The 25,310-nt window shown below is 49.8% G+C and carries 24 protein-coding genes, 2 pseudogenes and 1 other annotated feature (1 of these 27 only partly in view); of the genes and pseudogenes, 14 read left to right on the top strand and 12 right to left on the bottom strand.

Features of this window, described 5'->3' with window-relative positions; all coding sequences use genetic code 11:
- Positions 1–42 (top strand) — a sequence feature (Trp leader region); it begins 53 nt to the left of the window's first position.
- 23 nt (positions 43–65) lie between these two features.
- The 5 genes from OGV85_RS17305 to trpA are packed head-to-tail and all read left to right on the top strand — an operon-like array spanning position 66 to position 6,595.
- The gene (locus tag OGV85_RS17305) at positions 66–1,628 is read left to right on the top strand and encodes an anthranilate synthase component 1 (RefSeq protein ID WP_061547995.1); all 1,563 of its coding nucleotides are present in this window, start codon (positions 66–68) and stop codon (positions 1,626–1,628) included.
- A complete protein-coding gene (gene trpD, locus OGV85_RS17300) occupies positions 1,628–3,223 on the top strand; it encodes a bifunctional anthranilate synthase glutamate amidotransferase component TrpG/anthranilate phosphoribosyltransferase TrpD (protein WP_061547996.1) in 1,596 nt (531 codons plus the stop codon). The genes OGV85_RS17305 and trpD overlap by 1 nt, the downstream gene beginning before the upstream one ends.
- A 3-nt stretch (positions 3,224–3,226) precedes the next feature.
- Entirely contained in the window at positions 3,227–4,585 is a 1,359-nt protein-coding gene (gene trpCF, locus OGV85_RS17295) for a bifunctional indole-3-glycerol-phosphate synthase TrpC/phosphoribosylanthranilate isomerase TrpF (protein ID WP_048218886.1), read from the top strand.
- A gap of 10 nt (positions 4,586–4,595) precedes the next feature.
- The gene (trpB, locus tag OGV85_RS17290) at positions 4,596–5,789 is read left to right on the top strand and encodes a tryptophan synthase subunit beta (RefSeq protein ID WP_003020645.1); all 1,194 of its coding nucleotides are present in this window, start codon (positions 4,596–4,598) and stop codon (positions 5,787–5,789) included.
- Complete coding sequence (gene trpA, locus OGV85_RS17285) at positions 5,789–6,595, top strand: tryptophan synthase subunit alpha (protein WP_003020647.1); 807 nt, start codon at positions 5,789–5,791, stop codon at positions 6,593–6,595. Before trpB ends, trpA begins: the two co-directional genes overlap by 1 nt.
- Before the next feature lie 6 nt (positions 6,596–6,601).
- Here the strand turns inward: trpA and OGV85_RS17280 are convergent, their stop codons facing one another.
- Both OGV85_RS17280 and OGV85_RS17275 read right to left on the bottom strand, forming a co-directional pair.
- Positions 6,602–8,086: a GGDEF domain-containing protein gene (locus OGV85_RS17280; RefSeq protein WP_003020649.1), complete on the bottom strand. Its 1,485-nt coding sequence runs from the start codon at positions 8,084–8,086 to the stop codon at positions 6,602–6,604.
- Between the two features lie 186 nt (positions 8,087–8,272).
- A pseudogene (locus OGV85_RS17275) lies at positions 8,273–8,547 on the bottom strand (hypothetical protein).
- Positions 8,548–8,807: 260 nt separating this feature from the next.
- On the opposite strand from OGV85_RS17275, the gene OGV85_RS17270 reads away from it, so the two are divergent.
- Positions 8,808–9,245: a hypothetical protein gene (locus OGV85_RS17270; protein ID WP_226794989.1), complete on the top strand. Its 438-nt coding sequence runs from the start codon at positions 8,808–8,810 to the stop codon at positions 9,243–9,245.
- Between the two features lie 72 nt (positions 9,246–9,317).
- Here OGV85_RS17270 and OGV85_RS17265 read toward each other — a convergent pair whose 3' ends face one another.
- Positions 9,318–10,034 carry a YebC/PmpR family DNA-binding transcriptional regulator gene (locus OGV85_RS17265; protein WP_003020658.1) on the bottom strand — a complete coding sequence of 239 codons (717 nt, stop codon included), beginning with the start codon at positions 10,032–10,034 and terminating at the stop codon, positions 9,318–9,320.
- Between the two features lie 568 nt (positions 10,035–10,602).
- Entirely contained in the window at positions 10,603–11,256 is a 654-nt protein-coding gene (gene ompW / locus OGV85_RS17260) for an outer membrane protein OmpW (RefSeq protein WP_003020660.1), read from the bottom strand.
- A gap of 283 nt (positions 11,257–11,539) precedes the next feature.
- Between ompW and OGV85_RS17255 the strand changes: the two are divergent.
- The 4 genes and pseudogenes from OGV85_RS17255 to yciA all read left to right on the top strand — a co-directional run.
- A pseudogene (locus OGV85_RS17255) lies at positions 11,540–11,626 on the top strand (YkgJ family cysteine cluster protein); the annotation flags it as partial.
- Between the two features lie 28 nt (positions 11,627–11,654).
- Positions 11,655–12,398: a YciC family protein gene (locus tag OGV85_RS17250; protein ID WP_003020663.1), complete on the top strand. Its 744-nt coding sequence runs from the start codon at positions 11,655–11,657 to the stop codon at positions 12,396–12,398.
- 54 nt (positions 12,399–12,452) lie between these two features.
- Entirely contained in the window at positions 12,453–12,992 is a 540-nt protein-coding gene (locus OGV85_RS17245) for a septation protein A (protein WP_003020667.1), read from the top strand.
- Positions 12,993–13,157: 165 nt separating this feature from the next.
- Entirely contained in the window at positions 13,158–13,559 is a 402-nt protein-coding gene (yciA, locus tag OGV85_RS17240) for an acyl-CoA thioester hydrolase YciA (protein WP_003020670.1), read from the top strand.
- 64 nt (positions 13,560–13,623) lie between these two features.
- Here yciA and tonB read toward each other — a convergent pair whose 3' ends face one another.
- The gene (gene tonB, locus OGV85_RS17235) at positions 13,624–14,352 is read right to left on the bottom strand and encodes a TonB system transport protein TonB (protein WP_168150127.1); all 729 of its coding nucleotides are present in this window, start codon (positions 14,350–14,352) and stop codon (positions 13,624–13,626) included.
- A gap of 215 nt (positions 14,353–14,567) precedes the next feature.
- On the opposite strand from tonB, the gene OGV85_RS17230 reads away from it, so the two are divergent.
- Positions 14,568–14,864 carry a YciI family protein gene (locus OGV85_RS17230; protein ID WP_003020675.1) on the top strand — a complete coding sequence of 99 codons (297 nt, stop codon included), beginning with the start codon at positions 14,568–14,570 and terminating at the stop codon, positions 14,862–14,864.
- 295 nt (positions 14,865–15,159) lie between these two features.
- Positions 15,160–17,169, top strand: coding sequence for an acyltransferase family protein (locus tag OGV85_RS17225; RefSeq protein ID WP_061547997.1), 2,010 nt, complete (start codon positions 15,160–15,162; stop codon positions 17,167–17,169).
- Positions 17,170–17,476: 307 nt separating this feature from the next.
- Here the strand turns inward: OGV85_RS17225 and OGV85_RS17220 are convergent, their stop codons facing one another.
- Together OGV85_RS17220 and OGV85_RS17215 are read right to left on the bottom strand one after the other, a co-directional pair.
- Positions 17,477–18,091 carry a serine acetyltransferase gene (locus OGV85_RS17220; RefSeq protein WP_008322523.1) on the bottom strand — a complete coding sequence of 205 codons (615 nt, stop codon included), beginning with the start codon at positions 18,089–18,091 and terminating at the stop codon, positions 17,477–17,479.
- 236 nt (positions 18,092–18,327) lie between these two features.
- Positions 18,328–18,501 carry a YciY family protein gene (locus tag OGV85_RS17215; RefSeq protein WP_003020684.1) on the bottom strand — a complete coding sequence of 58 codons (174 nt, stop codon included), beginning with the start codon at positions 18,499–18,501 and terminating at the stop codon, positions 18,328–18,330.
- Between the two features lie 142 nt (positions 18,502–18,643).
- Between OGV85_RS17215 and cls the strand changes: the two genes are divergently transcribed.
- Positions 18,644–20,104 (top strand): cardiolipin synthase, encoded by a 1,461-nt coding sequence (gene cls / locus OGV85_RS17210; protein ID WP_003020687.1) that lies wholly within the window; start codon positions 18,644–18,646, stop codon positions 20,102–20,104.
- 34 nt (positions 20,105–20,138) lie between these two features.
- Positions 20,139–20,468 carry an HI1450 family dsDNA-mimic protein gene (locus OGV85_RS17205; protein ID WP_003020691.1) on the top strand — a complete coding sequence of 110 codons (330 nt, stop codon included), beginning with the start codon at positions 20,139–20,141 and terminating at the stop codon, positions 20,466–20,468.
- A 37-nt stretch (positions 20,469–20,505) separates the two neighbouring features.
- On the opposite strand, the gene OGV85_RS17200 is transcribed toward OGV85_RS17205, so the two are convergent.
- The 5 genes from OGV85_RS17200 to oppB are packed head-to-tail and all read right to left on the bottom strand — an operon-like array spanning position 20,506 to position 25,257.
- A complete protein-coding gene (locus OGV85_RS17200) occupies positions 20,506–21,342 on the bottom strand; it encodes an ion transporter (protein WP_003020693.1) in 837 nt (278 codons plus the stop codon).
- 45 nt (positions 21,343–21,387) lie between these two features.
- The gene (gene oppF / locus OGV85_RS17195) at positions 21,388–22,392 is read right to left on the bottom strand and encodes a murein tripeptide/oligopeptide ABC transporter ATP-binding protein OppF (RefSeq protein ID WP_003020696.1); all 1,005 of its coding nucleotides are present in this window, start codon (positions 22,390–22,392) and stop codon (positions 21,388–21,390) included.
- Positions 22,389–23,402, bottom strand: a complete 1,014-nt coding sequence (gene oppD / locus OGV85_RS17190; RefSeq protein WP_003020699.1) for a murein tripeptide/oligopeptide ABC transporter ATP-binding protein OppD — start codon at positions 23,400–23,402, stop codon at positions 22,389–22,391. Before oppD ends, oppF begins: the two co-directional genes overlap by 4 nt.
- An 11-nt stretch (positions 23,403–23,413) precedes the next feature.
- Positions 23,414–24,322 carry an oligopeptide ABC transporter permease OppC gene (oppC, locus tag OGV85_RS17185; RefSeq protein WP_003020701.1) on the bottom strand — a complete coding sequence of 303 codons (909 nt, stop codon included), beginning with the start codon at positions 24,320–24,322 and terminating at the stop codon, positions 23,414–23,416.
- 14 nt (positions 24,323–24,336) lie between these two features.
- Entirely contained in the window at positions 24,337–25,257 is a 921-nt protein-coding gene (oppB, locus tag OGV85_RS17180; protein WP_003020708.1) for an oligopeptide ABC transporter permease OppB, read from the bottom strand.
- Between the last annotated feature and the right edge of the window lie 53 nt (positions 25,258–25,310).

Raw genomic sequence — 25,310 nt, 5'->3', positions numbered from 1 at the left:
GCAACCAGATACCCGGCCCGCCTAATGAGCGGGCTTTTTTTTGAACAAAATTAATGAGAATAACGATGCAAACACAAAAACCGATACTCGAACTGCTTGCCTGCGATGCCGCCTACCGTGAGAATCCGACATCGCTGTTTCATCAGGTGTGTGGCGCACGTCCGGCAACGCTGCTGCTGGAATCTGCAGATATCGACAGCAAAGACGATCTGAAGAGCTTGCTGCTAGTCGACAGCGCATTGCGCATTACCGCCCTCGGTGACACTGTCACTATTCAGGCGTTATCCGCAAACGGCGCATCGCTGCTGCCCTTGCTGGATGCAGCCCTGCCCGCTGGCGTTGAGAATGAAAAACAGCCGAATGGTCGTCATCTGCGATTCCCTGCCGTCAGCCCTCTGTTGGATGAAGACGCTCGTTTATGTTCTCTTTCCGTATTTGATGCTTTTCGCTTACTGCAGGGGCTGGTGAATGTTCCTGTGCAAGAACGTGAAGCGATGTTCTTCGGCGGTCTGTTTTCCTACGACCTGGTTGCCGGTTTTGAAGATTTACCTCAGCTTGAAGCGGGCAACCGTTGTCCTGACTACTGCTTCTATCTGGCAGAAACGCTGATGGTTATCGACCACCAGAAAAAAAGCACCCGAATTCAGGCCAGTGTTTTTACCCCCAATGATGCGGAGAAACAGCGTCTTAACGCCCGTCTGGCGCAACTGAGCCAACAGCTTACCGAGCCTGCGCCGCCGCTGCCGGTCACTGAAGTCCCGCAGATGCGCTGCGAATGCAATCAGAGCGATGAAGAGTTTGGCGCCGTGGTGCGTGGGATGCAAAAAGCGATTCGCGCGGGCGAAATTTTCCAGGTGGTTCCGTCCCGCCGTTTCTCGCTGCCCTGCCCGTCACCGCTGGCAGCCTACTATGTGCTGAAGAAAAGTAACCCCAGCCCATACATGTTTTTCATGCAGGACAACGATTTCACGCTGTTTGGCGCCTCCCCGGAAAGCTCGCTGAAATACGATGCCTCCAGCCGCCAGATTGAGATCTACCCGATTGCCGGCACTCGCCCGCGCGGTCGTCGTGCGGACGGTTCACTTGACCGCGACCTTGACAGCCGTATCGAGCTGGAGATGCGTACCGACCATAAAGAGCTTTCTGAGCACCTGATGCTGGTTGACCTTGCGCGTAACGACCTGGCGCGCATCTGTACGCCTGGCAGCCGTTATGTTGCTGACCTCACCAAAGTCGATCGTTACTCCTTCGTTATGCACCTGGTTTCACGCGTGGTCGGCGAGCTGCGTAACGATCTGGATGTGCTGCACGCTTACCGCGCCTGTATGAATATGGGTACGTTAAGCGGAGCGCCAAAAGTTCGCGCTATGCAGCTTATCGCCGAGGCAGAAGGTCGTCGCCGTGGCAGCTACGGCGGCGCGGTAGGTTACTTCACGGCTCATGGCGATCTGGATACCTGTATTGTCATTCGTTCCGCCCTCGTGGAAGACGGTATTGCCACCGTACAAGCCGGTGCCGGGATTGTTCTGGATTCTGTACCGCAGTCTGAAGCCGATGAAACCCGTAATAAAGCGCGCGCGGTTCTGCGTGCTATCGCCACCGCGCACCACGCACAGGAGACCTTCTAATGGCTGACATTCTGCTGCTCGATAATATCGACTCTTTTACCTATAACCTGGCGGATCAGCTGCGTACTAATGGTCACAACGTGGTGATTTACCGCAACCATATTCCGGCCCAGACGTTGATTGACCGCTTAGCAACGATGAAAAATCCTGTGCTGATGCTCTCTCCAGGCCCAGGTGCGCCAAGCGAAGCAGGTTGCATGCCGGAGCTGTTAACCCGTCTGCGCGGCAAGCTGCCAATCATCGGCATTTGTCTGGGACATCAGGCCATTGTTGAGGCCTATGGTGGATATGTGGGCCAGGCTGGAGAAATCCTGCACGGCAAAGCGTCCAGCATTGAACACGACGGTCAGGCAATGTTTGCTGGTCTGGCTAATCCGCTGCCGGTGGCACGCTATCATTCGCTGGTTGGCAGCAACGTTCCGGCAGGATTAACCATTAACGCCCACTTTAACGGCATGGTGATGGCGGTGCGTCACGATACCGATCGCGTCTGCGGCTTCCAGTTCCATCCGGAATCCATTCTGACCACCCAGGGCGCGCGTTTGCTGGAACAAACGCTGGCCTGGGCGCAACAGAAGCTTGAACAAACCAATACGTTGCAACCAATTCTGGAGAAACTGTATCAGGCCCAAACGCTGTCCCAGCAGGAAAGCCACCAGCTGTTCTCTGCCGTGGTATGCGGTGAACTGAAGCCGGAACAACTGGCTGCGGCGCTGGTGAGCATGAAAATTCGTGGTGAACACCCGAATGAAATTGCCGGTGCGGCAACCGCGCTACTGGAAAACGCCGCTCCGTTCCCGCGTCCTGATTATCTGTTTGCCGATATTGTCGGTACCGGCGGCGACGGCAGCAACAGCATCAATATTTCTACCGCCAGCGCCTTTGTTGCAGCGGCTTGCGGACTGAAAGTTGCCAAACACGGCAACCGCAGCGTCTCCAGCAAGTCAGGCTCTTCGGATCTGTTAGCGGCATTTGGCATCAATCTGGATATGAACGCCGACAAATCACGTCAGGCGCTTGACGATCTCGGCGTGTGCTTTCTGTTTGCGCCGAAATACCACACCGGTTTTCGCCATGCCATGCCGGTACGCCAGCAGTTGAAAACCCGCACGCTGTTTAACGTGCTCGGCCCGTTGATTAACCCGGCACATCCGCCGCTGGCGCTGATCGGCGTTTACAGCCCGGAGCTGGTGCTGCCGATTGCTGAAACGCTGCGCGTGCTCGGATATCAGCGGGCAGCCGTAGTGCACAGTGGTGGCATGGACGAAGTTTCGCTGCATGCACCGACCATTGTGGCAGAGCTGCACGATGGGGAAATCAAGAGTTATCAACTGACGGCAGAAGACTTTGGCCTGACGCCTTACCACCAGGAACAGCTGGCTGGCGGCACGCCGGAAGAAAACCGTGACATTCTTAGTCGCTTGTTACAAGGTAAAGGTGAAGCCGCTCATGAAGCCGCTGTTGCCGCGAATGTCGCCATGTTAATGCGCTTGCACGGTGAAGAAGATTTGAAAGCCAATGCGCAAACCGTGATTAATGTACTGCGCAGCGGTGCGGCCTATGACCGTGTCACTGCACTGGCAGCAAGAGGGTAAATGATGCAAACCGTTTTAGCGAAAATTGTCGCAGACAAGGCGATTTGGGTAGAAGCCCGCAAACAACAACAACCGCTGGGCAGCTTTCAAAATGATGTTCAACCCAGCTCCCGTGATTTCTACGATGCGCTGCAAGGTGCGCGCACCGCCTTTATTCTGGAATGTAAAAAAGCATCTCCGTCAAAAGGCGTGATCCGTGATGACTTCGATCCGGCACAGATTGCGGGCGTATATAAACATTATGCTTCCGCGATTTCCGTACTGACCGATGAGAAATATTTCCAGGGCAGTTTTGATTTCCTGTCTATCGTCAGCCGCATCGCGCCGCAACCTGTTCTGTGTAAGGACTTTATTATCGATCCTTACCAGATTTACCTGGCGCGTTTCTACCAGGCGGACGCCTGTTTGTTGATGCTGTCGGTCCTCGATGATGAACAATATCGTCAACTCGCCGCCGTCGCCCACAGCCTGAAAATGGGCGTACTGACCGAAGTCAGCAACGAAGAAGAGCTGGAGCGTGCTATCGCACTGGGCGCCAAAGTCGTTGGTATCAACAACCGCGATTTACGCGACTTGTCGATTGATTTGAATCGCACCCGCCAGCTTGCGCCGCGACTGGGCCACGGTGTGACCGTCATCAGCGAGTCCGGGATCAATACCTATGGTCAGGTGCGCGAGCTCAGCCACTTCGCCAACGGTTTTCTGATTGGTTCCGCGCTGATGTCGCATGATGATCTGCACGCCGCCGTGCGTCGCGTACTGCTCGGCGAGAATAAAGTCTGCGGTTTAACCCGGGCTCAGGATGCCAACGCGGCGTATAAATCCGGCGCGATTTATGGCGGACTGATTTTTGTACCCACATCGCCACGCGCGGTTAGCGTTGAGCAAGCGCGAGAGGTCATGACCGGCGCGCCGCTGCAATACGTCGGGGTGTTTCGCAACACAGAAATTATCGACGTACGTGAAACAGCGGCTGCTCTGGGACTCACGGCCGTGCAACTGCATGGTAGCGAAGATCAGGCCTACGTAGACGCGCTACGCAATGCGCTACCCGCACAGGTACAAATCTGGAAGGCGCTCAGCGTCAGCGATAAGTTGCCAGCCCGGGATTATCAGCATGTCGATAAATACGTATTCGACAACGGTCAGGGCGGCAGCGGGCAACGCTTCGACTGGTCACTTTTAGGCGGACAATCGCTGGATAACGTATTACTGGCTGGCGGACTTGGCGCAGATAACTGCGTTGACGCGGCAAAAACCGGCTGTGCCGGTCTCGATTTCAATTCTGGCGTAGAGTCACAGCCGGGCATCAAAGATGCACGTCTTCTGGCTTCGGTCTTTCAGACGCTGCGCGCATATTAAGGAAAAGGACATGACAACATTACTCAATCCGTATTTTGGTGAATTTGGCGGTATGTATGTGCCACAGATTCTGATGCCTGCCCTGCGCCAGCTGGAAGAAGCTTTTGTCAGCGCGCAAAAAGATCCTGAATTTCAGGCGCAGTTTACAGACCTGCTGAAAAACTATGCGGGTCGCCCAACCGCACTGACCAAGTGCCAGAACATTACTCAAGGCACCAACACGACGCTGTATCTCAAGCGTGAAGATTTACTGCACGGCGGCGCGCACAAAACCAACCAGGTGCTGGGCCAGGCGTTGCTGGCGAAGCGCATGGGTAAAACGGAAATTATCGCCGAAACAGGCGCGGGGCAGCACGGTGTTGCATCTGCTCTCGCCAGCGCACTGCTGGGGTTGAAATGCCGTATTTACATGGGCGCGAAAGATGTTGAACGTCAGTCGCCGAACGTTTTCCGTATGCGTTTGATGGGTGCAGAAGTTATCCCCGTTCACAGCGGTTCCGCAACGCTGAAAGATGCCTGTAACGAAGCGCTGCGCGACTGGTCTGGCAGCTACGATACCGCGCACTATATGCTCGGTACAGCGGCAGGTCCGCACCCCTTCCCGACTATTGTGCGTGAGTTCCAGCGGATGATCGGTGAAGAAACCAAGGCGCAGATTCTGGAAAAAGAAGGTCGTCTGCCGGACGCCGTTATCGCCTGCGTGGGCGGCGGTTCTAACGCCATCGGTATGTTCGCCGATTTTATTAATGAAACCAGCGTCGGTTTGATTGGCGTAGAGCCAGGCGGTCACGGGATTGAGTCTGGAGAACACGGCGCGCCGTTGAAACATGGTCGTGTCGGGATTTACTTCGGCATGAAGTCCCCGATGATGCAGACCGAAGAAGGACAGATTGAAGAGTCTTACTCTATTTCCGCCGGACTCGATTTCCCGTCGGTCGGGCCACAGCATGCGTACCTGAACAGCATTGGTCGCGCCGATTATGTTTCAATAACCGATGATGAAGCACTGGAAGCCTTCAAAACGCTGTGTCTGCACGAGGGGATTATTCCGGCACTGGAGTCCTCCCATGCCCTGGCGCACGCGTTGAAAATGATGCGTGAAAATCCGGAAAAAGAGCAGTTACTGGTGGTTAATCTCTCCGGTCGCGGCGACAAAGACATTTTCACCGTACACGATATTCTGAAAGCGCGAGGGGAAATCTGATGGAACGTTACGAAAACCTGTTTGCACAGCTGAAGGACCGCAAAGAAGGTGCTTTTGTCCCCTTCGTAACCCTGGGCGATCCGTCTGTTGAGCAGTCACTGAAAATCATTGATACGCTGATTGAAGCTGGTGCCGACGCGCTTGAACTCGGCATTCCGTTCTCCGATCCGCTGGCCGATGGCCCAACCATTCAGGAAGCCACTCTGCGTGCGTTTGCCGCCGGCGTCACACCATCGCAATGCTTTGAAATGCTGGCGCTGATTCGCCAGAAGCATCCGACGATTCCCATTGGGTTGCTGATGTATGCCAACCTGGTCTTCAGCAAGGGCATTGACGAGTTTTACGCCCAGTGCGAAAAAGTGGGTGTGGATTCTGTGTTGGTAGCCGATGTCCCTGTTGAGGAGTCTGCGCCATTCAGAACTGCTGCACTGCGTCACAACATCGCACCGATTTTCATCTGCCCGCCGAACGCTGATGAAGAACTGCTACGCCAGATTGCCTCTTACGGTCGTGGCTACACTTATCTGCTTTCACGTGCAGGCGTGACCGGTGCCGAAAATCGTGCGGCATTGCCGCTGCATCATTTGGTTGAAAAACTGAAACAATATGATGCTCCGCCTTCTTTACAGGGCTTCGGTATCTCTGCGCCTGAACAGGTAGCCGGAGCTATTGAAGCCGGTGCTGCCGGTGCAATTTCCGGCTCGGCAATTGTGAAAATCATTGAGAAAAATGTTGCGGCACCGGAACAGATGCTGGCTGAGCTGAAAGCGTTTGTCAGCACGATGAAAGCCGCCACCCACCAGTAAGTTAAATCAACCGCCAGAGACGTCTGGCGGTTTCAGCTTCATTCTATACATAGCGCTATCCGCATTCTGAATGGCCACATCCAGTTCACCGTTCACCTCTGCAATTCCCCACGATACTGACAATGGCACGGTATGCCCATCCACCACAAACACATGACTGGTCACCTGCCCGCTAATACGTTGCGCGATTGCTATGGCGTCAGTTGCCTGCGATCGAAACAGCAGGATCATAAATTCATCCCCGCCGGTACGAATCACAATATCGTGGCTGGTGCGGGTGTTTGACAGCATCCTGTTGGCGATAATTTGCAACGCGCGATCGCCTGCCGCGTGGCCCCAGGTATCATTGACGGCCTTAAATTTATTGCAGTCCAGTAGCACCACCGAACAGTGTGATAAATCCCGACGCTTGATAATGTCGAGTATTCGGCGGTTAAAACAGCCGGTCAGAGTATCGATATAAACCTTGAGGTCGCTTTCGTTTAGCCATGACTTTAACGAGAAGCTAATGATGATGAAAAAGAACGGCGCCAGCAGGATAACAATCCCGGCATGTGTATCGCGCGCCATAAAACGGCCTAATGAAAGCGAATAGTGCAGCGCATATTTCTCCGAAAAATTGCGCACCAAATAGCTGGATTGCCCCGCACATTTGCCGGATAAGCAGAGGCTCTCTTTGTTGGTCAGATTCACTAACTCCACGTTCAATCCGGGAAGGATTTGATTATCAAACGCCTCGGCTAACGCTTCCTGCAGCTCAGGCTTCGAATGATCATAGACCAGATAGGCAACGATTTGGTCTGATATCTCCTTACCCGACAGATCGTAGATATAGCTCACTACGCTGTAGGCTTTTTCACCGGTAATTTTATCGGTATAGAAGTTTGTTGAACTGAGAGCTTTATTTTTGACGTTTTTTTGCAACAACCGGGTATAGAAATCGGTGGGCGGATAGAAAAAATGCGTTATATCCATCGCCATTTCGGAGTCAGAAAAACTGAAATTGCGCGAGTCAGAAGCCATAAACCAATAAAAATAATCTGAATTGCTGGCGATAATGTAACGGTGCGCATCGAAGCTGCCTGGATTTAGCTCATTAACCATTCCGCGAATGAACTCCGCCGCAGTATACATACACAGCGCATTATGGCTGGGTTGCTGGGCAATAATCGTCCCCGTTGCAGAATGAACCCGCTTTGGGTCGGCGTTAATTCCCCATTCATCTTTGTTTCGCGGAACAAACTGCGCCATAACACCACACTGTTCGCCGGTTTTGATGTGGTAATAACGCTCGCCAATCGCATCGGCAATCAGTTCATTATCGTTAAAAATGTCCAACATGTGAGCTTGCAGGCGGCTAACGCCTTCACTGGCGGCAGCCATACGCTGTTCATAAATGATAAACAGAAACAACGAGGTAAAAATCAACGTAATGAGCCCGGATACCAGCAGAGCCTGCCTGTTTCTGAGCTTATCCTGCACAATCTTCACGAGTCCACCCTGATAGTTAACAGTATTGCCAAATCGGTTACCCGTTTATGTTGTTGCATAACAGCGTTGTACGTTGATAGAGGATGTTTGCCACTCCGAAGCAGGTACGTTGATGTAGCCCGCAATCGCGCGCTTAGGTTACAGATTTATACAATAAAAGCACATATTTGTTAACATAAGCGCAAACTAATCATCACCTTCGATAGGATACCCTGCCCGCCGGATGGCCTCGCGGCAGTCGTTTACGCCTGCGGCATAGCCCGCCTCAATCTCACAAACCGGACTTGCGCTGCAATAAGGTAGTGTAACCGGAGTCGCAATAAGTTTCTCCAGCGCCTCAGTTTTATCCATGTAAAGCAATAATTCACGTGCAACACTCACGGCAAACGCTGCCGTTTGATCCTCGTAGAACGGTTCCAGAAGTGTGATTTTTGCTGTAGCAGATGGCGGGTCAACATCATCAGCAATACCCTCAAAGTTGGTTTGCTTAAAGAGTAGCACTACATCAAAGGGGAGAAAGGCAGGATGTTTTCCCCAGAATTTTTTAAATGAAGAACGAGAGGAATTTTTCCTGGTTGCTAACCACGGGCCGGTATGCCCGGAATCTATACAGTTCAGTCGTTTTGGTTGTGCAACCATTAATGAAGTTGACTTCAAAAAGTCCTTTGCGAGACACTGAAGGAAAGCATGCCAAATATGGGTGAACTTGTTGAGACATCTGTTGATTAAATTAGTTATGTTAAGCGTTGGATTTTTAAGCGCTGGGGACATACTGGCAAATACTCCGGAACAGGTAATCACCGCTTTCCAGAGGGATTATAAATATTGGAATGACCAGTCATTTCAGAGAAATCAGAACTACGGAAAGCAAGAAGTTATGCTCCTGGCCCAGAAGGGTTGGAATGAGCTTTTGAATAAATATACAAAACCTGGTTTTCAGGGCGAGCCTATAGCTTTTGGTTCTGAGTCTAGTCATGATCCTGAGCAAGAGAACATCATATCGGTTCAGATTTCTGAAAAAGTAGCGACCGTGACGACCAGATTATCGAGGCAGTATTATTCACCTATTTATGAATATCAATTGTCCAAAGAGAATGATACCTGGTACCTATCTCAGATATTTTTAGTTGATGATGATGGAAAATATCCGAGTTTGTAATAAATAGTGCACTCATTACAACTTTATGAGTTAAAAAAATCTGCCATAATGACAGATTTCTTTAATCTATCATTAGAGATTTGCAACGTTATGATATACTTTTTGAACATCATCGTCATCTTCAAGAGCATCAACAAGCCCTGCAAAGACTTCTAAATCTTCTGGTGAAAGTTCAATTTCTGATTGAGCAATCATTTCTAATTCTGTGGTTGAAAACTCAGTAATTCCTGCTGCTTTTAGAGCTGCAATGCCTTTGTGAAGATCTGTAGATTCAGTATAAATAACGATGTTTCCTTCTTCCTCGGTTACATCACGAACATCTACTTCAGCATTAAGCAGAATTTCAAAAATATGGTCAGGGTCTGTCCCTTCAAATACAATTACTCCGGTATTGTCAAACATATAGCTGACAGAACCCGCCGCTCCGATATTCCCGCCTTTTTTATTAAAAATTGAGCGGACATTAGCAATCGTACGGTTAACGTTTGAAGTCAATGTTTCAGCGATAATCAGTGAGCCACTGGGACCAAAGCCTTCATAACGCCCTTGCACGAACGTTTCATCGCTGCCGCCTTTGGCTTTATCAATGGCTTTATCAATAACGTGTTTTGGAACCTGCGCTTGTTTCGCACGTTCAATAACGAATTTTAAAGATGTATTTAATTCTGGGTCTGGTTCGCCTTGTTTAGCAGCAGCATAAATTTCTACACCGAATTTTGCATATACATTAGACGTTGCACCGTCTTTAGCTGTTTTTTTAGCAACAATATTTGCCCACTTACGTCCCACTGGAATGATCTCCTCGAAAATTCATTTACATTATTGAATGGTAAATAATCTGCCATCACATTATATCATGATGTATAAACCTTAGTCCATGAAAAATAAAATATCCAAATTTTACGATATGTTACTTTAATTTTATCAATAGTTAACATTTTGGATAAGTTATCCCCTGATTATCTGCAGGTTCTTTTTTGTACGTAATAAATGAGCCGCAGTAATAATGCATAAGAGAATAGAAACAAAAGCGATATTCCAGATAAACACACTGGCTATTAAAGTTACCGCGGTACTGCTTAAAGAGAGCGCTACAAGTCATCTTGCACTGCGCCTTATTTGATAGTGTGTTCGTTTAGTACCGGGACAAGATACTTAGCCTATATTTACTCCACCACTCCAACAAAGGGAAATGCTAAATGGGTGGAGCGGTACAACCAGCATCTCTGACTGATGCGTTCAGAAGCACACGTGACTCAGTTGACTACGGCTGGTCAAAACAACAATACGCGTGGAAAAGAATGGAAAAAACTGGTCATTTGATGACCAGTTTTGCAGAGGAGTTTTGCAGAAGAACTTAAAAACGATAACCCGCAGAGAACATAAACACCCACGGATCGAGGCGTACACTGTCGCTATAACGGGCTTGCGGCAGAACAGCACCATTAGATTTGTACTTCGCAGTAGTATCGATATCCATGTACCAGACCGACATGTTAATCAGCCAGTCGCGGTTAATCAGATAGTCCATACCGACTTGCCCTGCTGCACCCCAGGAATCTTTCAGACTCAGGTCCGATAATCCTGTTTCTTTACCGTTATCGTTAAAGCCTTCATCGAAGAAGGTCGTGTAGTTCACACCAACACCTACGTACGGACGCAGTTTACTGCTGGAGTTACCGAAGTACCACTGTGCCATTAACGTCGGCGGCAAATGATGTACGGTGGCAATATCACCCGTTGCTGCAGTACCAATTTTATGGCGGAACGGCGTAGCCGCCAGTAATTCAACACCGATATTGTCGGTTGCCATGTAGGTAAATGTCAGACCCAACTGCGTGTTATTGCTGACATCAAAGCCACCTAAGCTGCCCAGCGTACCACCTGCACCTTCCGTCGGCCTGACGGTGGCTGAACCTGCACGAATAAAGAACTCTCCAGCTTCATGCGCAAATGCGTTACCAGAGAGAAGAGTTGTTAAAGCCAATGCTGCAACTGTTAATTTTTTCATGTCCGCTCCATCGTTATGGTTATAAAAGCGGAATGAATATACCTACTTTGGAGTAATAAATGATCTAACATGGATCACATTGACTTTGATAATTTAACATTTATTGATCCAGATTAAGTTAGAACTTGCATTCAAAATCCTGGTTAAATTAATTCAGATCAATTTTGATATATTTTCAATGTGCAAGTACCTCCAGCTCATTGCTGATGGGTGATTGTTATCTGCACGCGATGCGCAGATAACAAACAGCGTTCATGCACGACGCTGAAGTCATAGCCAAAAATTACCGCAGCTTTACAAAGATATGCTTTTCCATACATCGCGCGATGCTGCCACTGTAGAGTTATCCAGGGTACAATTGCCCGCAAATGAACACCTGCAAAACTCAAGGAGAGTGCATGTCTATCACGGCGAAATCCGTTTACCGTGACACGGGAAACTTTTTCCGTAATCAATTCATTACCATCTTGCTGGTATCGTTGTTGTGCGCGTTTATCACAGTGGTGTTAGGGCATGCCTTTTCCCCCACTGACGCACAAATTGCGCAACTCAGTGAAGGCGATCAGTTAACCAGCAGCGTGGGGTTGTTCGATCTGGTGCAAAACATGACCCCGGAGCAACAGCAAATTTTGCTACGCGCTTCCGCGGCGTCTACGTTTTCCGGTCTGATTGGTAATGCCATCCTCGCCGGTGGTGTCATCCTGATGATTCAGCTGATTTCAGCAGGTCATCGGGTCAGCGCATTACGTGCCATCGGCGCCAGTGCGCCAGTGTTGCCAAAGCTGTTTATTCTGATTTTTTTGACTACTCTGCTGGTGCAAATCGGTATTATGCTGGTTGTTGTTCCCGGTATTCTGCTGGCCATCCTGCTGGCACTCGCACCTGTGATGTTGGTACAGGACAAAATGGGTGTCTTTGCCGCGATGCGCAACAGTATGCGTCTGGCGTGGTCGAATATGCGACTGGTTGCGCCGGCAGTAATCGGTTGGTTGCTGGCAAAAACGCTGCTGTTGCTTTTTGCGCCAAGTTTTGCAGTACTTACGCCGAATGTAGGCGCGGTATTGGCGAATACGCTGAGCAATATGATCTCCGCGGTGTTGCTGATCTATTTGTTCCGCCTGTACATGCTGATTCGCCAATAAACCCTGAACGCATTCCGGGCTTGTACCCGGTGCTTTTGATGACGGAATCGAAGAATGAAGCAGTTTCTTGATTTTTTACCGCTGGTTGTCTTTTTTGCTTTTTATAAGCTTTACGACATCTATGCGGCGACCTCGGCGCTGATTGTCGCGACGGCTGTAGTGTTGATTTACAGCTGGGTTCGCTATCGCAAGGTCGAGAAGATGGCGTTAATCACCTTTGTCCTGGTGGCCGTATTTGGTGGCCTGACTATTTTTTTCCACAACGATGAATTCATTAAGTGGAAAGTAACGGTGATTTACGGGCTGTTTGCTGGTGCATTGCTGGTAAGCCAGTGGGTGATGAAAAAGCCGCTGATCCAGCGCATGTTAGGTAAAGAACTGACCCTGCCGCAGCCAGTGTGGTCGAAACTAAATTTAGCCTGGGCAGTCTTTTTCATCCTGTGTGGTCTGGCGAATATCTATATTGCATTTTGGCTACCGCAGAACATTTGGGTCAACTTCAAAGTGTTCGGCCTGACCGCCCTGACTTTATTCTTTACGCTGCTGAGTGGGGTCTATATTTACCGTCATCTGCCGCAAGAAGATAAATCGTAATACATGCTCGCCAGATCTGCGGATCTGGCGAATTTTTATCCCCTCGCGTTCCATAGAGCTGACAACCTGACTTACATCTGCTCTGCATGCCGCATCCCCTCTGTTCTCAACGCACAAATTCTAGTAGCATCGCGCCTGTAATCTTTCTCTATAGTCGGTTCTACAATGACAACAACGAATAACACTCCCCAGGGTGAACTTGTTTTACGCACTCTGGCCATGCCTGCCGATACCAACGCGAACGGTGATATTTTTGGCGGCTGGCTGATGTCACAAATGGATATAGGTGGCGCGATTCAGGCCAAAGAGATCGCACATGGTCGTGTGGTAACGGTGCGGGTTGAAGGAATGAGCTTTTTGCGCCCGGTCGCCGTAGGTGATGTAGTGTGCTGCTATGCGCGCTGTGTGAAGCGCGGGACAACCTCAATCAGCATCAATATTGAAGTTTGGGTGAAGAAAGTCGCTTCTGAACCTATTGGCCAGCGTTATAAGGCCACCGAAGCTCTGTTTATCTACGTTGCCGTTGATAAAGACGGGAAACCGCGTCCAATCCCCACGTTGGCCTGATAGCACACGCCAGTAATGCTATCCGGCAATCATCACTCTTGATCATTGCCGGACGGCCTGATACTTATTCGATCTGAGTTGTGCCGTTTAATTTGAAAACAATATTCACCACGAGTCCAGAACCGGGTTTACCTGCTTCATAACGCCATCTACGCATCGCGTTTTTCACTTCACGCTCAAACATATTGGCAGGCTGTGCAGACAGGATCTCCACATTTTCAACCCGACCATCCGGCGTTACGTTAAATTTGACCTTTACCCGCCCTTCAATGCGCAGCGCCTGAGCTCGCGCCGGATACTGAGGCTGATTACGGCTTAAAGCGCGTGGACCCGATGGCGCACTGACCACCGGTTTGCTGGTAGTTGCCGGCGCGGTATTGGTCATTGTGCGCGTAGGTGCCGTATTTTCCAGCGGGGAGGCCGGGCGCGGTTCTGCTGGTTTAACATCGCGTTTCGGCTGCTCTTCCACCTTTTTCACCGGTTTTGGCTTCGGTTTAGGCTTGGGCTTCGGTTTTTCAATCACCACCGGCGCCTCTTTTGGTGGCTCTGGAATCGGCTCTGGTTCCGGTTCAGGCTCGACAACGGGTTCCGGCGGCGGCTGAACGGCCTGAGGTGGTTCGAGATCGGCAGGCGCGACCATCGTGACAGAGATCGGCTGCGCTGGCGCAGGCAGTTCAATAACCTGATGTACCGAGGTATACAGCAAACCAGCCACTACGGCACCATGAATGCCTACAGACAGTAATGTTGGCCAGGGAAAGCGACGAGGTAAATCAAGGGTCATTGAAGTCATAATCGTTTCAGTAAAAAAACCAGGCCCTGATTTTAAATGCAAATAGCAATCATATTCAATAAGCCCGTGGCGGTAACTGACATTTAAAACGCGATTTTATGATAATAAACCACTTTCAGAGTATGGCCTTAACATATCAGTTATCTTTCCGTTGCAGTTGTTAGGCCTTTCCAATAACGTTATTAACGACTTTTACCGTTCAAGGAGTTCTACCCGTGCTGTATGTTATTTACGCCCAAGATATCGCAGACTCTCTCGAAAAACGTCTTTCCGTGCGCCCTGCTCATCTGGCTCGCCTGCAACTCCTTCATGACGAAGGTCGTTTGCTCACGGCGGGCCCCATGCCAGCGGTCGATAGTAACGATCCCGGTGCGGCGGGTTTTACCGGCTCGACGGTGATTGCCGAATTTGAATCTTTGGAGGCGGCACAGGCGTGGGCGGAAGCCGATCCGTATGTTGCAGCGGGCGTTTATGCTCAGGTTTCAGTAAAACCTTACAAGAAAGTATTTTGACAAAACAAAAAGCCATTTTCATTTATAAAAATACTGAGCAGTAAGCAAAATACATAGCCAGTGAGGGCGCATTTAGGTGCACATTAGTCTAAACGCCCTCACTTCTCGTCTCTTTGCATTAATTCAGCATATCAAAGCAATGATAAGTACCCTTTTAAAAGGTAGCAACGACCGTATATTAGCGTTTCATTGATTGTTTCTTACTCAACCCCAGTGTATTTTATTACCTATCGAGATTAATTTGTCACAATGCAGACAGGCTGTGTTGTCACGATATACGGGATTTTAGTCAATTATGGCTTTTGATTCGTTCCGTCCCGCCTCTCCCACGCCTAAATCATTCCGCCATGATATCAATGACCTGCGAGCATGGGCTGTATTAGCGGTCGTATTTTATCACTTTGGCGTACCCGGATTTAGCGGTGGTTTTATCGGTGTTGATGTTTTTTTTGTTATATCAGGTTTCCTGATGACCGCCATCATCGTAAACGGCCTTGAACGTGGTAATTTTTCATTATGGGGTTTCTATCTGGCACGTGCCAGACGAATTATTCCTGCCTTAATTGCATTATGTAGCACATTACTTTTCTTAGGTTGGTTTTGGTTGCCTACCGCTGATTATCATGTGCTGGCAATCAATGCCATAACAGCGCTTACTTTCGTTTCCAATCTAAAATTTTGGCGCGAAGCGGGTTATTTCGATATCACTTCCAGAGAAAATTGGTTGCTGCACACATGGTCTCTTTCAGTGGAGTGGCAATTTTACATTTTGCTGCCTGTTGGCTGCATTTTACTCTGGCGCTGGTTTGGCAAGCAGGGTGTTAAGTTTGCACTTATCGCCGCAGGCGTACTGTCATTAGCACTATCAATTTACGTGAGCCCTCGACTCCCAGGTAGTGCATTTTATTTACTCCCTACCCGCATTTGGGAATTATTATCTGGAGGAGCTGTATGGTGGATAACTCGTCAGCATTCTATGTCGCAGCGCCCAGCCCGAATACTAGAGTTGATGGGTTTTATTTTAATTGCCCTGTCAGTCACATTCCTGGATGCGACACGACCATGGCCGGGAAGTTATGCCGTGGTTCCTGTGCTGGGGACCATGCTGGTTCTTGCGGCTAATCGCCAGCAGTCTTTTTTTACCTCTACGGCAATTTTTCGACAGATAGGTGCCAGTTCTTACTCAATTTATTTGTGGCACTGGCCGCTGGCGGTACTGCTCAGTTATGCCGACAAACAGCACAACGCCTGGTGGATTGCTACTGGCATCGTAATGAGTGTGCTGTTGGGAAAGATCTCTTTATTGCTCGTGGAGATTCCGACACGCAAACAGCTTGCAATAACCCCTGCACGCAAACAGAGCTGGGTATTATTACTGTTGATTTTGAGCACTGGTGGAATGGCTGCAGGGGCTCGTTATCAGCAAGTCGACGGCAGAATTAACCCGGCAATTGAATTAGCGATGATCCCGAAACTTGATTACGCATCCCGATTTGAAAAATGCCTGCTCGCGCCGGGTAGAGGAAGTGAGTCTCCGATGTGCAGGTATGGCAAGGGAGAGTTAACAGCCATTGTCCTGGGAGACAGCCATGCAAGCATGCTGGTTTCAGCTGTCGCAGAGGCTGCACCCGGTGAGGTTATTGAGATGACCTATGCGAGCTGTCCGACCGTGTTAGGCATGAAACGAAGAGAGGATATTAATGATGACTGTAAACTATTTAATGATCGAGCTATTAATTTACTAAATAATGAATATAAAAATAAACTCGTCTTTATCGCTAACAGAAGCAGCCTCGCTATCCTGGGACAAAATGAAAAGGACGATTTTTTTAATATTCCTATGGGATTTTTTGATACGCCGATTGAACACCCCAATCAGAATTTAACACAACAGTTTAGCCAGCAACTCGTAAAAACTCTGTGTTCCATAGAGAATAGTCAGAGGGTATTTCTGGTCCGCCCTATTCCTGAAATGGCAATCGATGTGCCTAATACAATGGCCAGGGCACTGATGTTTGGGAAGTCAGACAATAAAGTATCTATTTCGCTCGATGAATATTACCATCGACAAACAGCCATTTGGGCAGCACAGGATGAGGCTGCCCTGCGCTGCGGCGTCAATATTCTCAATCCGTTACCCTATCTTTGCAAGGATGGCCGGTGTTGGGGAGATGCAGCTGGACGTCCACTTTACTCAGACAGTAACCATCTGAGCGCATTTGGCAGTACTCTTTTGCTCCCCATGTTTCAACGCGCATTTAAACAAGCAGAACATACCGAGGCGACTAGCGCCCTGCAGCGTTGACGCTTGACCAAAATATGGGGTCACATCCATTCGGATACCAATATTCACCCAAGTAAAAAGCCGCTTAACATGAACTGTCCAACTTTATGGGGTCAGTCCAGATAGCGGCTTTGATTGTTACTTTTTCTCGTCAGTGTAGCGACGAGCGTTGTCAAAAAGATTTGTACACATAATGACTTTCCTCAAAAGACAATAAACTTACAGAATAGGATAACGGGTAATACCTGACCACATTATTATGTACCACGCACTCCAAAATAGAGTTATCGTTTTGATAATAAAAAGAAAAGTATAATCAGCGAGAAATTTACGCCGCCGTTTTTTCAACAGTTCTTCCTTGCAACAAAGGCGCTTTATTCATTACGTCCGGGATGCACCCGGTTTTAACAATCACACCAGGATTACCAACAACGACAGAAAAAGGCGGGATACTTTCGGTAACAAACGCCCCAGCAGCAATTTTACTCCCTTGCCCAATGATAACCCCACCGACGATGACAGCATTTGGACCAATCCAAACTTCATCTTCAATAATGGGGTAAGCTGTAATGCGGGTTCCTTGTCCCTGAATAGTATCTCGCTGACCGATGGTTACACCATGAAATAAGGTAACGTTTTTTCCAATTCTTGCACTCGGCGATATCACTATCCCCCAGCCATGAGTGATAGCCAACCCGGCACCAACCTGCGTGCTCGATGGAAAATCCATTGAACCCATATGTGCAGCACACCGATGCAATATCTTAAATGGATAGAGCATGATACGCAGCGGTGTGCGCGAAACCGCACAGTATTGGCATATACGCATCATCACAATGATACGGAATGTTCTGCTAATTACTGTGCCAATTATTAGTTTACTCCATGAGAAATAACCAAATTCACGGTGGGTATCGGCTTTAATGTTGTCGAATGCCATCATACTGTCTCGTTGTTTAATCGTTAAAATGTATCAATTCTTACTGAAATAAAACATATTTTCTTGTCAGCAGCATTTTTCTTTTCAAGTAGATACGGTACCTGAAAGATGACAATAATATAAATAATAAAATGGTTATCTCTTACCTGGACCAAAAGCGATCATGATAGTCAGGCAAGTATTTAAGGATCAGAACGAGAAAACAGACATTGGGCACCGCCAGCGGTGCCCTTTTGGGATCAGATGCTGTGGATCGCAAACAGCAACGAGTTGCGTTGATGGTTGAGAATGCACTTTCTGATAGTGTGGATACGCATATTACGACGCGATTGTCCTTCAAGCCAACGTGCTTTACGGCGGCTAGCCTGACGCAGCATCCGCCAGCGTCCCACTTCCGTTCTACTACGCTTCATGTTTACTACTCTTTCAGTCACTGAGTGACCATTATAACGCCACACCGAATGCAGACCAGCGGTTTTCCCGTGTTTTTATTTGCCAGATTAATCCTGATGCGTAAACTCTTAACAATACGCTTTCAAAAGGATTTTTAAATTTATGACAACCTTCTACACCGTGGTGAGTTGGCTGGTCATTCTGGGTTACTGGGTACTCATTGCTGGCGTAACATTACGCATTCTAATGAAACGACGCGCAGTGCCCTCCGCAATGGCCTGGCTTTTGATCATCTATATTCTGCCATTGGTAGGGATCATTGCTTATCTGTCCTTCGGTGAGCTCCACCTGGGTAAACGCCGCGCCGAACGTGCCCGGGCAATGTGGCCGTCAACGGCCAAGTGGCTGAACGATCTTAAAGCCTGTAAGCATATTTTTGCGCAGGAAAACAGCAGCGTCGCCTCCTCCTTATTTAAACTGTGCGAGCGTCGTCAAGGAATCGCCGGCGTTAAGGGTAATCAGCTGCAGCTGCTCACCAGTTCAGATGACGTGATGCAGGCGCTGATCCGCGATATTCAGCTGGCGCGCCACAACATAGAGATGGTGTTCTACATCTGGCAGCCGGGTGGTATGGCCGATCAGGTAGCCGAGTCGTTAATGGCTGCCGCGAGGCGAGGCATTCACTGTCGACTGATGCTGGACTCCGCCGGCAGCGTGGCGTTCTTCCGCAGCCCTTGGGCGGCCATGATGCGTAACGCAGGTATCGAGGTTGTAGAAGCGCTGAAGGTGAACCTGATGCGTGTATTTTTACGCCGTATGGACCTGCGTCAGCACCGCAAAATGATCATGATCGACAACTACATTGCGTATACCGGCAGCATGAACATGGTCGATCCGCGCTTCTTCAAACAAGATGCAGGCGTTGGGCAATGGGTTGATTTAATGGCAAGAATGGAAGGCCCGGTAGCCACCGCTATGGGCATCGTCTATTCTTGCGACTGGGAAATTGAGACCGGAAAGCGCATTTTGCCCCCGCCGCCGGACGTTAATATCATGCCGTTTGAACAGGCCAGCGGGCACACCATTCACACAATTGCCTCGGGTCCTGGTTTCCCAGAAGACTTGATTCATCAGGCGCTGTTAACCGCAGCTTATTCAGCGCGCGAATATTTAATTATGACCACGCCTTACTTTGTTCCCAGCGACGATTTGCTGCATGCAATTTGTACAGCAGCGCAGCGTGGGGTCGACGTCAGTATCATTCTTCCACGTAAGAATGATTCCCTGCTGGTTGGCTGGGCAAGCCGGGCCTTTTTCACTGAGTTGCTGGCAGCTGGCGTTAAAATTTATCAGTTCGAAGGCGGCCTGCTGCACACCAAGAGCGTACTGGTCGATGGCGAGCTGAGCCTGGTCGGTACCGTTAACCTGGATATGCGCAGTCTATGGCTCAATTTTGAAATCACGCTGGTCATTGACGATGCTGGATTCGGCGGCGATCTCGCCGCCGTGCAGGATGATTATATTTCGCGTTCCCGCCTGCTTGATGCCCGTTTGTGGGTAAAACGACCACTCTGGCAGCGGATAGCAGAGCGACTGTTTTACTTCTTTAGTCCGTTGCTGTAAAACGTGCCCATCAGACAGTAAACAGGTAGTCATTATGGATATGGATTTGAACAATCGCCTGACCGAAGACGAAACGCTTGAGCAGGCTTACGACATTTTTCTCGAACTGGCTGCGGATAACCTCGATCCGGCAGATATCATTCTGTTCAATTTGCAGTTTGAAGAACGCGGCGGTGCCGAGTTATTCGATCCGGCAGAAGACTGGCAGGAGCATGTTGATTTTGACCTGAACCCTGATTTCTTCGCCGAAGTGGTGATTGGTCTGGCAGATACAGAAGACGGTGAGATTAACGATATTTTTGCGCGCGTTTTATTATGTCGCGAAAAAGATCATAAGCTCTGCCATATTCTCTGGCGCGAATAATCAAACAAAAAAGCTGCTCTCGCAGCTTTTTTTATTTTTAGCCCGGTAGTTTGCTTCCGCAACGGTTACAAAACTGCGCGCTATGTTCGTGCTGCGCCTGCTGACACTGGGGACATTTTCGTTGGTGCCCGCGATGCTGGAACGCACTGCTCATGTGCGTGGTAATCAATCCCGTCGGTATGGCAATCACCGAGTAACCAATCAGGATAAGCACGGACGCTACCATGCGCCCCAACGGGGTGTGCGGTGTGATATCGCCATAGCCGACGGTGGTTACAGTAACAATCGCCCAATACACCGACGCATTCAGCGTAGTAAATCCATATTTTGGCCCTTCAATCAGATACATCATCGCACCAAAAACCACCATCAGAATGGCGATAAAGGAATAGAACAACATCAGCTGATGTCGGGCACTTTTTAACGCATTCCAGAACACCCGTAGAGAAGGCATAAAGCGCAACAGCTTGAGAATACGCAGGACGCGCAGGACACGCATCGCCCGCCAGGCGAAAACATAACTCAGACTGATTTCCGGCCATAGCCACATCACATACAGCGGCAGAATGGTGGCAAGGTCAACTATCCCCCAGAAACTAAACACATATTTGGCGGGATTGGCCCAACAGCATAAGCGCAGAAGATATTCGAGAGTAAAGACCAGAGTAATAAAGATCTCCAGCCAGACAAAAACGCGCCATTCCTCAAAGGTTAAATGGTATTGCGTCCCTACTCCGGACTCAATGAAGATAACAATAACGCTGAGCAAGGCGAATAGCGCGCACATACCTTCAAAGCGACGCCCTGAACGGGTGTTTAAATCGAATAATTTGCGAAAGAGCGCGCGGCGGACAGAAGAGACTAAACCTGGCACAGATACCTCACCAAAAAAAGGGCTGACTTTTGTCAGCCCTCGGAATTATAGCGGGTCTACTTTCAGGCAGGAAACTGCGTGTCGGAAACTTCCTTCGAGAACCGGGCGCGTTTTTGCGCATTCCGGCCCTGCAATCGGGCAGCGCGTACGGAACACGCAACCGGAAGGAGGGTTAATCGGGGACGGTAACTCGCCTTCCAGCAACTGGATAACCTTGTTCCTTTCCTGATCCGGATCGGGGATAGGCACCGCAGACATCAGCGCTTTGGTATAAGGATGCAGCGGGTTATGGTACACCTCGTCATAGGTCCCTAATTCCACCGCATGTCCGAGATACATAACCAGCACACGGTCGGAGATATGTTTAACCACCGCGAGGTCGTGGGCAATGAAGATTAACGATAATCCCATTTCTCGCTGAAGTTGTTGCAGCAGGTTAACCACCTGGGCCTGGATTGACACGTCCAGCGCCGAAACGGGTTCATCGCAGATAATCAACTTCGGTTCGAGGATCAGCGCGCGGGCAATACCAATACGCTGACACTGGCCACCTGAAAACTCATGTGGGTAGCGGTTAATCAGGTTGGGCAGTAATCCTACCTTCATCATCATCGCTTTCACACGATCGCGGACTTCCTGACCAGGAAGATTCGGATGATAAGTACGCAGCGGTTCGGCAATGATTTCACCAATGGTCATGCGCGGGTTTAACGATGCCAGCGGATCCTGGAAAATCATCTGGATATCACTGCGTACTTCCCGCCACTCATCGGGTTTCATGCCGAGTAAATCTTTACCCAGCCAGGCAACCTTTCCATCGGTGGCCTTCACCAGGCCGATAATCGCACGGGCAAAGGTCGATTTCCCGCAGCCTGATTCACCGACCACGCCCAGGGTTTCGCCCTCATACAGTCGCAGGGTTACGCCATCAACTGCCTTCAAGGTTTTAGATGGTTGCCAGAACCACTGTTTGCCATCTTTAATATCGAAATGGACTTTAAGGTCAGCAATCTCAAGGAGCACTTTACGTTGTTCGGTTACCGCATTCATACCAGTTCCTCCACCGGCTTAAAGCAGGCGCGCAAACGGCCTGGACTAAATTCCTCCAGTGGCGGAGCACTGCTACAGATTTCCATCGCATGCGGGCAACGCGGCTGGAATGGACAGCCTTTTGGCAGACGCAGCAGGTTCGGTGGGTTGCCCGGGATCGTGAGCATCTCTTCCCCTTCTGCATCCAGACGAGGTACGGCATTCAGCAAACCAATCGAATACGGATGAACGGGCTTATAAAAGACATCCCGCGCACTGCCGTATTCCATCGTACGACCGGCGTACATCACCAGAACTTTATCGCAAATACCGGCAACAACCCCCAGATCGTGGGTGATCATGATAATCGCGGTGTTGAATTCGCTTTTCAGTTCATTCAGCAGCGTCATGATTTGCGCCTGTACCGTCACATCGAGCGCAGTGGTCGGTTCATCGGCTATCAGTAATTTGGGCCTGCACAGCAACGCCATAGCGATCATAACGCGCTGACGCATACCACCGGAGAATTCATGCGGATACATTTTCATGCGCTTACGCGCTTCCGGCATTTTCACCGCATCCAGCATTCTGACCGACTCTTCAAAAGCTTCCGCTTTGCCCATGCCTTTATGCAGCATCAGAACTTCCATCAACTGCTCCCCGACCCGCATGTACGGATTGAGAGACGTCATCGGGTCCTGGAAAATCATCGAGATTTGCTCGGCGCGCAGTTTGTTCAGTTCACGTTCCGGTAAGTTCAGAATTTCACGTCCGTTGAACGTTGCGGAGCCCCCGATACGACCATTAGCCGCCAGCAGGCCCATCAGGGCAAAGGCCGTTTGCGATTTACCTGAACCGGATTCTCCGACAATACCCAGCGTTTCTCCAGCTCGCAGAGAAAAGTTTAAATCGTTGACCGCAGTTACATCGCCGTCGGGGGTAGCGAACGTCACACGCAAATCTTTTACGTTCAGCAGTGCGTTAGCCTGTTGTTGCGCGAGCGGCGCGGTTGAGGTTTCAATTACGCTCATGGCTGCACTCCTTAACGGTCTTTCGGGTCGAGGGCATCACGCAAGCCATCGCCAATAAAGTTAAAACAGAACAAAGTGACCACCAGGAAACCTGCCGGAAACAGCAGCAGCCATGGTGAGACTTCCATTGAGTTGGCACCATCACTGAGCAGAGCGCCCCAGCTACTTAACGGCTCCTGCGTACCTAGTCCCAAAAAGCTCAGGAAGGATTCAAACAGGATCATGCTCGGCACCAGCAATGAAGCGTATACCACCACCACACCCAGCACGTTCGGCACAATATGGCGGATAACGATACGCACGGTAGACACCCCACCCACTTGCGCCGCTTCAATAAACTCTTTGCGCTTGAGGCTCAGCGTTTGTCCACGCACGATACGCGCCATATCCAGCCAGGAGACCATCCCGATAGCGACAAAAATCAGCAGGATATTTTGCCCAAAGAAGGTGACCAGCAGGATCACGAAGAACATGAACGGGAAGGAGTTGAGAATTTCCAGCAGACGCATCATCACCGAGTCGATTTTTCCGCCGAGGTAGCCCGACAGAGAACCGTACAGTGTACCGACAACCACCGCGACCAACGCCGCCGCAATGCCGACCATTAGCGAGATGCGCCCGCCAATCGCCACGCGCACCAACAGGTCGCGTCCCGACGAGTCAGTACCGAAATAGTGGCCTGATTCCGTATCCGGCGCGCTGGACATCATGCCCCAGTCAGTATCGAAGTAGGTAAACTGCGACAGCATCGGCGCGAGCGTCACGAACAGCGCAATAATAACCAGCACCACCAGGCTTGCTACCGCAGCACGGTTATGCATAAAGCGTCGACGCGCGTCCTGCCACAGGCTGCGGCCTTCGACCTCCAGCTTTTCACTGAAATTCTCCAGCGCTTCGCTGTTTTTCTTACTTAACATCATAGCGAGCTCCAGTATCAGTAACGAATTTTCGGGTCGATAACGGCATAAAGCACATCGACAATCGCGTTAAATACGATGGTCAGAGTACCCACCAGTATGGTCAGACTCAGAACCAGCGAATAGTCGCGGTTTAACGCGCCGTTGACGAACAACTGACCAATGCCAGGCAAACCATAGATGGTTTCAATAACCATCGAACCGGTGATGATGCCGACAAATGCCGGTCCCATATAGGACAGCACTGGCAACAGCGCAGGTTTTAACGCATGGCGGAAAATAATCCGCCGCATCGGCAGCCCTTTGGCGCGCGCGGTACGAATAAAGTTAGAGTGCAGCACTTCAATCATCGAACCGCGAGTAATACGAGCGATGCTGGCGATGTAGGCCAGTGATAAGGCCACCATTGGCAGGATCATAAATTTCAACGCCCCACCGTTCCAGCCCCCGCCGGGCAGCCATTTCAAGGTTATGGCAAATATCATGACCAATAAGGGAGCGACCACGAAACTGGGGATAACTACCCCAGTCATTGCCACCCCCATCACCGTGTAATCCCAACGTGTATTTTGCTTCAGCGCGGCTATCACCCCGGCGCTAACGCCGACGAGTACCGCCAGAATAAAGGCTGCCGCACCCAGCTTCGCAGAAACCGGAAAACTCGAGGCAACGAGGTCGTTAACCGTGTAGTCTTTATATTTAAAGGATGGTCCAAAATCGCCATGCGCCAGCTGTTTCAGATAGCTGAAGTACTGCGTCGAGATAGGATCGTTAAGATGATATTTCGCTTCAATATTCGCCAGCACCTCTGGCGGTAACGCGCGTTCCCCGGTGAATGGGCTTCCGGGCGCAAGGCGCATCATAAAGAATGAAATCGTAATAAGAATAAACAGCGTCGGAATCGCTTCCAGACAGCGACGTAATATGAATTTTAACATTGCCCGTACCTTCTGGCGTGTGCCTTTATACCTCTTTAACCCCGACGTTCAGG

The sequence above is a fragment of the Citrobacter sp. Cf132 genome (genome assembly GCF_030333885.1).
Taxonomy (GTDB): domain Bacteria; phylum Pseudomonadota; class Gammaproteobacteria; order Enterobacterales; family Enterobacteriaceae; genus Citrobacter; species Citrobacter freundii.
Note: the sequence above shows the minus strand (reverse complement) of the source record. Positions and strands in the feature narration are given on the sequence as shown.

Bases quoted from the DNA above. Each gene is read 5' to 3' on its own strand.
- OGV85_RS17305 (WP_061547995.1), top strand. From the start codon at position 66: ATGCAAACACAAAAACCGATACTCGAACTGCTTGCCTGCGATGCCGCC.
- trpD (WP_061547996.1), top strand. From the start codon at position 1,628: ATGGCTGACATTCTGCTGCTCGATAATATCGACTCTTTTACCTATAAC.
- trpCF (WP_048218886.1), top strand. From the start codon at position 3,227: ATGCAAACCGTTTTAGCGAAAATTGTCGCAGACAAGGCGATTTGGGTA.
- trpB (WP_003020645.1), top strand. From the start codon at position 4,596: ATGACAACATTACTCAATCCGTATTTTGGTGAATTTGGCGGTATGTAT.
- trpA (WP_003020647.1), top strand. From the start codon at position 5,789: ATGGAACGTTACGAAAACCTGTTTGCACAGCTGAAGGACCGCAAAGAA.
- ompW (WP_003020660.1), bottom strand. From the start codon at position 11,256: ATGAAAAAATTAACAGTTGCAGCATTGGCTTTAACAACTCTTCTCTCT.
- OGV85_RS17250 (WP_003020663.1), top strand. From the start codon at position 11,655: ATGTCTATCACGGCGAAATCCGTTTACCGTGACACGGGAAACTTTTTC.
- OGV85_RS17245 (WP_003020667.1), top strand. From the start codon at position 12,453: ATGAAGCAGTTTCTTGATTTTTTACCGCTGGTTGTCTTTTTTGCTTTT.
- yciA (WP_003020670.1), top strand. From the start codon at position 13,158: ATGACAACAACGAATAACACTCCCCAGGGTGAACTTGTTTTACGCACT.
- tonB (WP_168150127.1), bottom strand. From the start codon at position 14,352: ATGACTTCAATGACCCTTGATTTACCTCGTCGCTTTCCCTGGCCAACA.
- OGV85_RS17225 (WP_061547997.1), top strand. From the start codon at position 15,160: ATGGCTTTTGATTCGTTCCGTCCCGCCTCTCCCACGCCTAAATCATTC.
- OGV85_RS17220 (WP_008322523.1), bottom strand. From the start codon at position 18,091: ATGATGGCATTCGACAACATTAAAGCCGATACCCACCGTGAATTTGGT.
- OGV85_RS17215 (WP_003020684.1), bottom strand. From the start codon at position 18,501: ATGAAGCGTAGTAGAACGGAAGTGGGACGCTGGCGGATGCTGCGTCAG.
- cls (WP_003020687.1), top strand. From the start codon at position 18,644: ATGACAACCTTCTACACCGTGGTGAGTTGGCTGGTCATTCTGGGTTAC.
- OGV85_RS17205 (WP_003020691.1), top strand. From the start codon at position 20,139: ATGGATATGGATTTGAACAATCGCCTGACCGAAGACGAAACGCTTGAG.
- oppF (WP_003020696.1), bottom strand. From the start codon at position 22,392: ATGAATGCGGTAACCGAACAACGTAAAGTGCTCCTTGAGATTGCTGAC.
- oppD (WP_003020699.1), bottom strand. From the start codon at position 23,402: ATGAGCGTAATTGAAACCTCAACCGCGCCGCTCGCGCAACAACAGGCT.
- oppC (WP_003020701.1), bottom strand. From the start codon at position 24,322: ATGATGTTAAGTAAGAAAAACAGCGAAGCGCTGGAGAATTTCAGTGAA.
- oppB (WP_003020708.1), bottom strand. From the start codon at position 25,257: ATGTTAAAATTCATATTACGTCGCTGTCTGGAAGCGATTCCGACGCTG.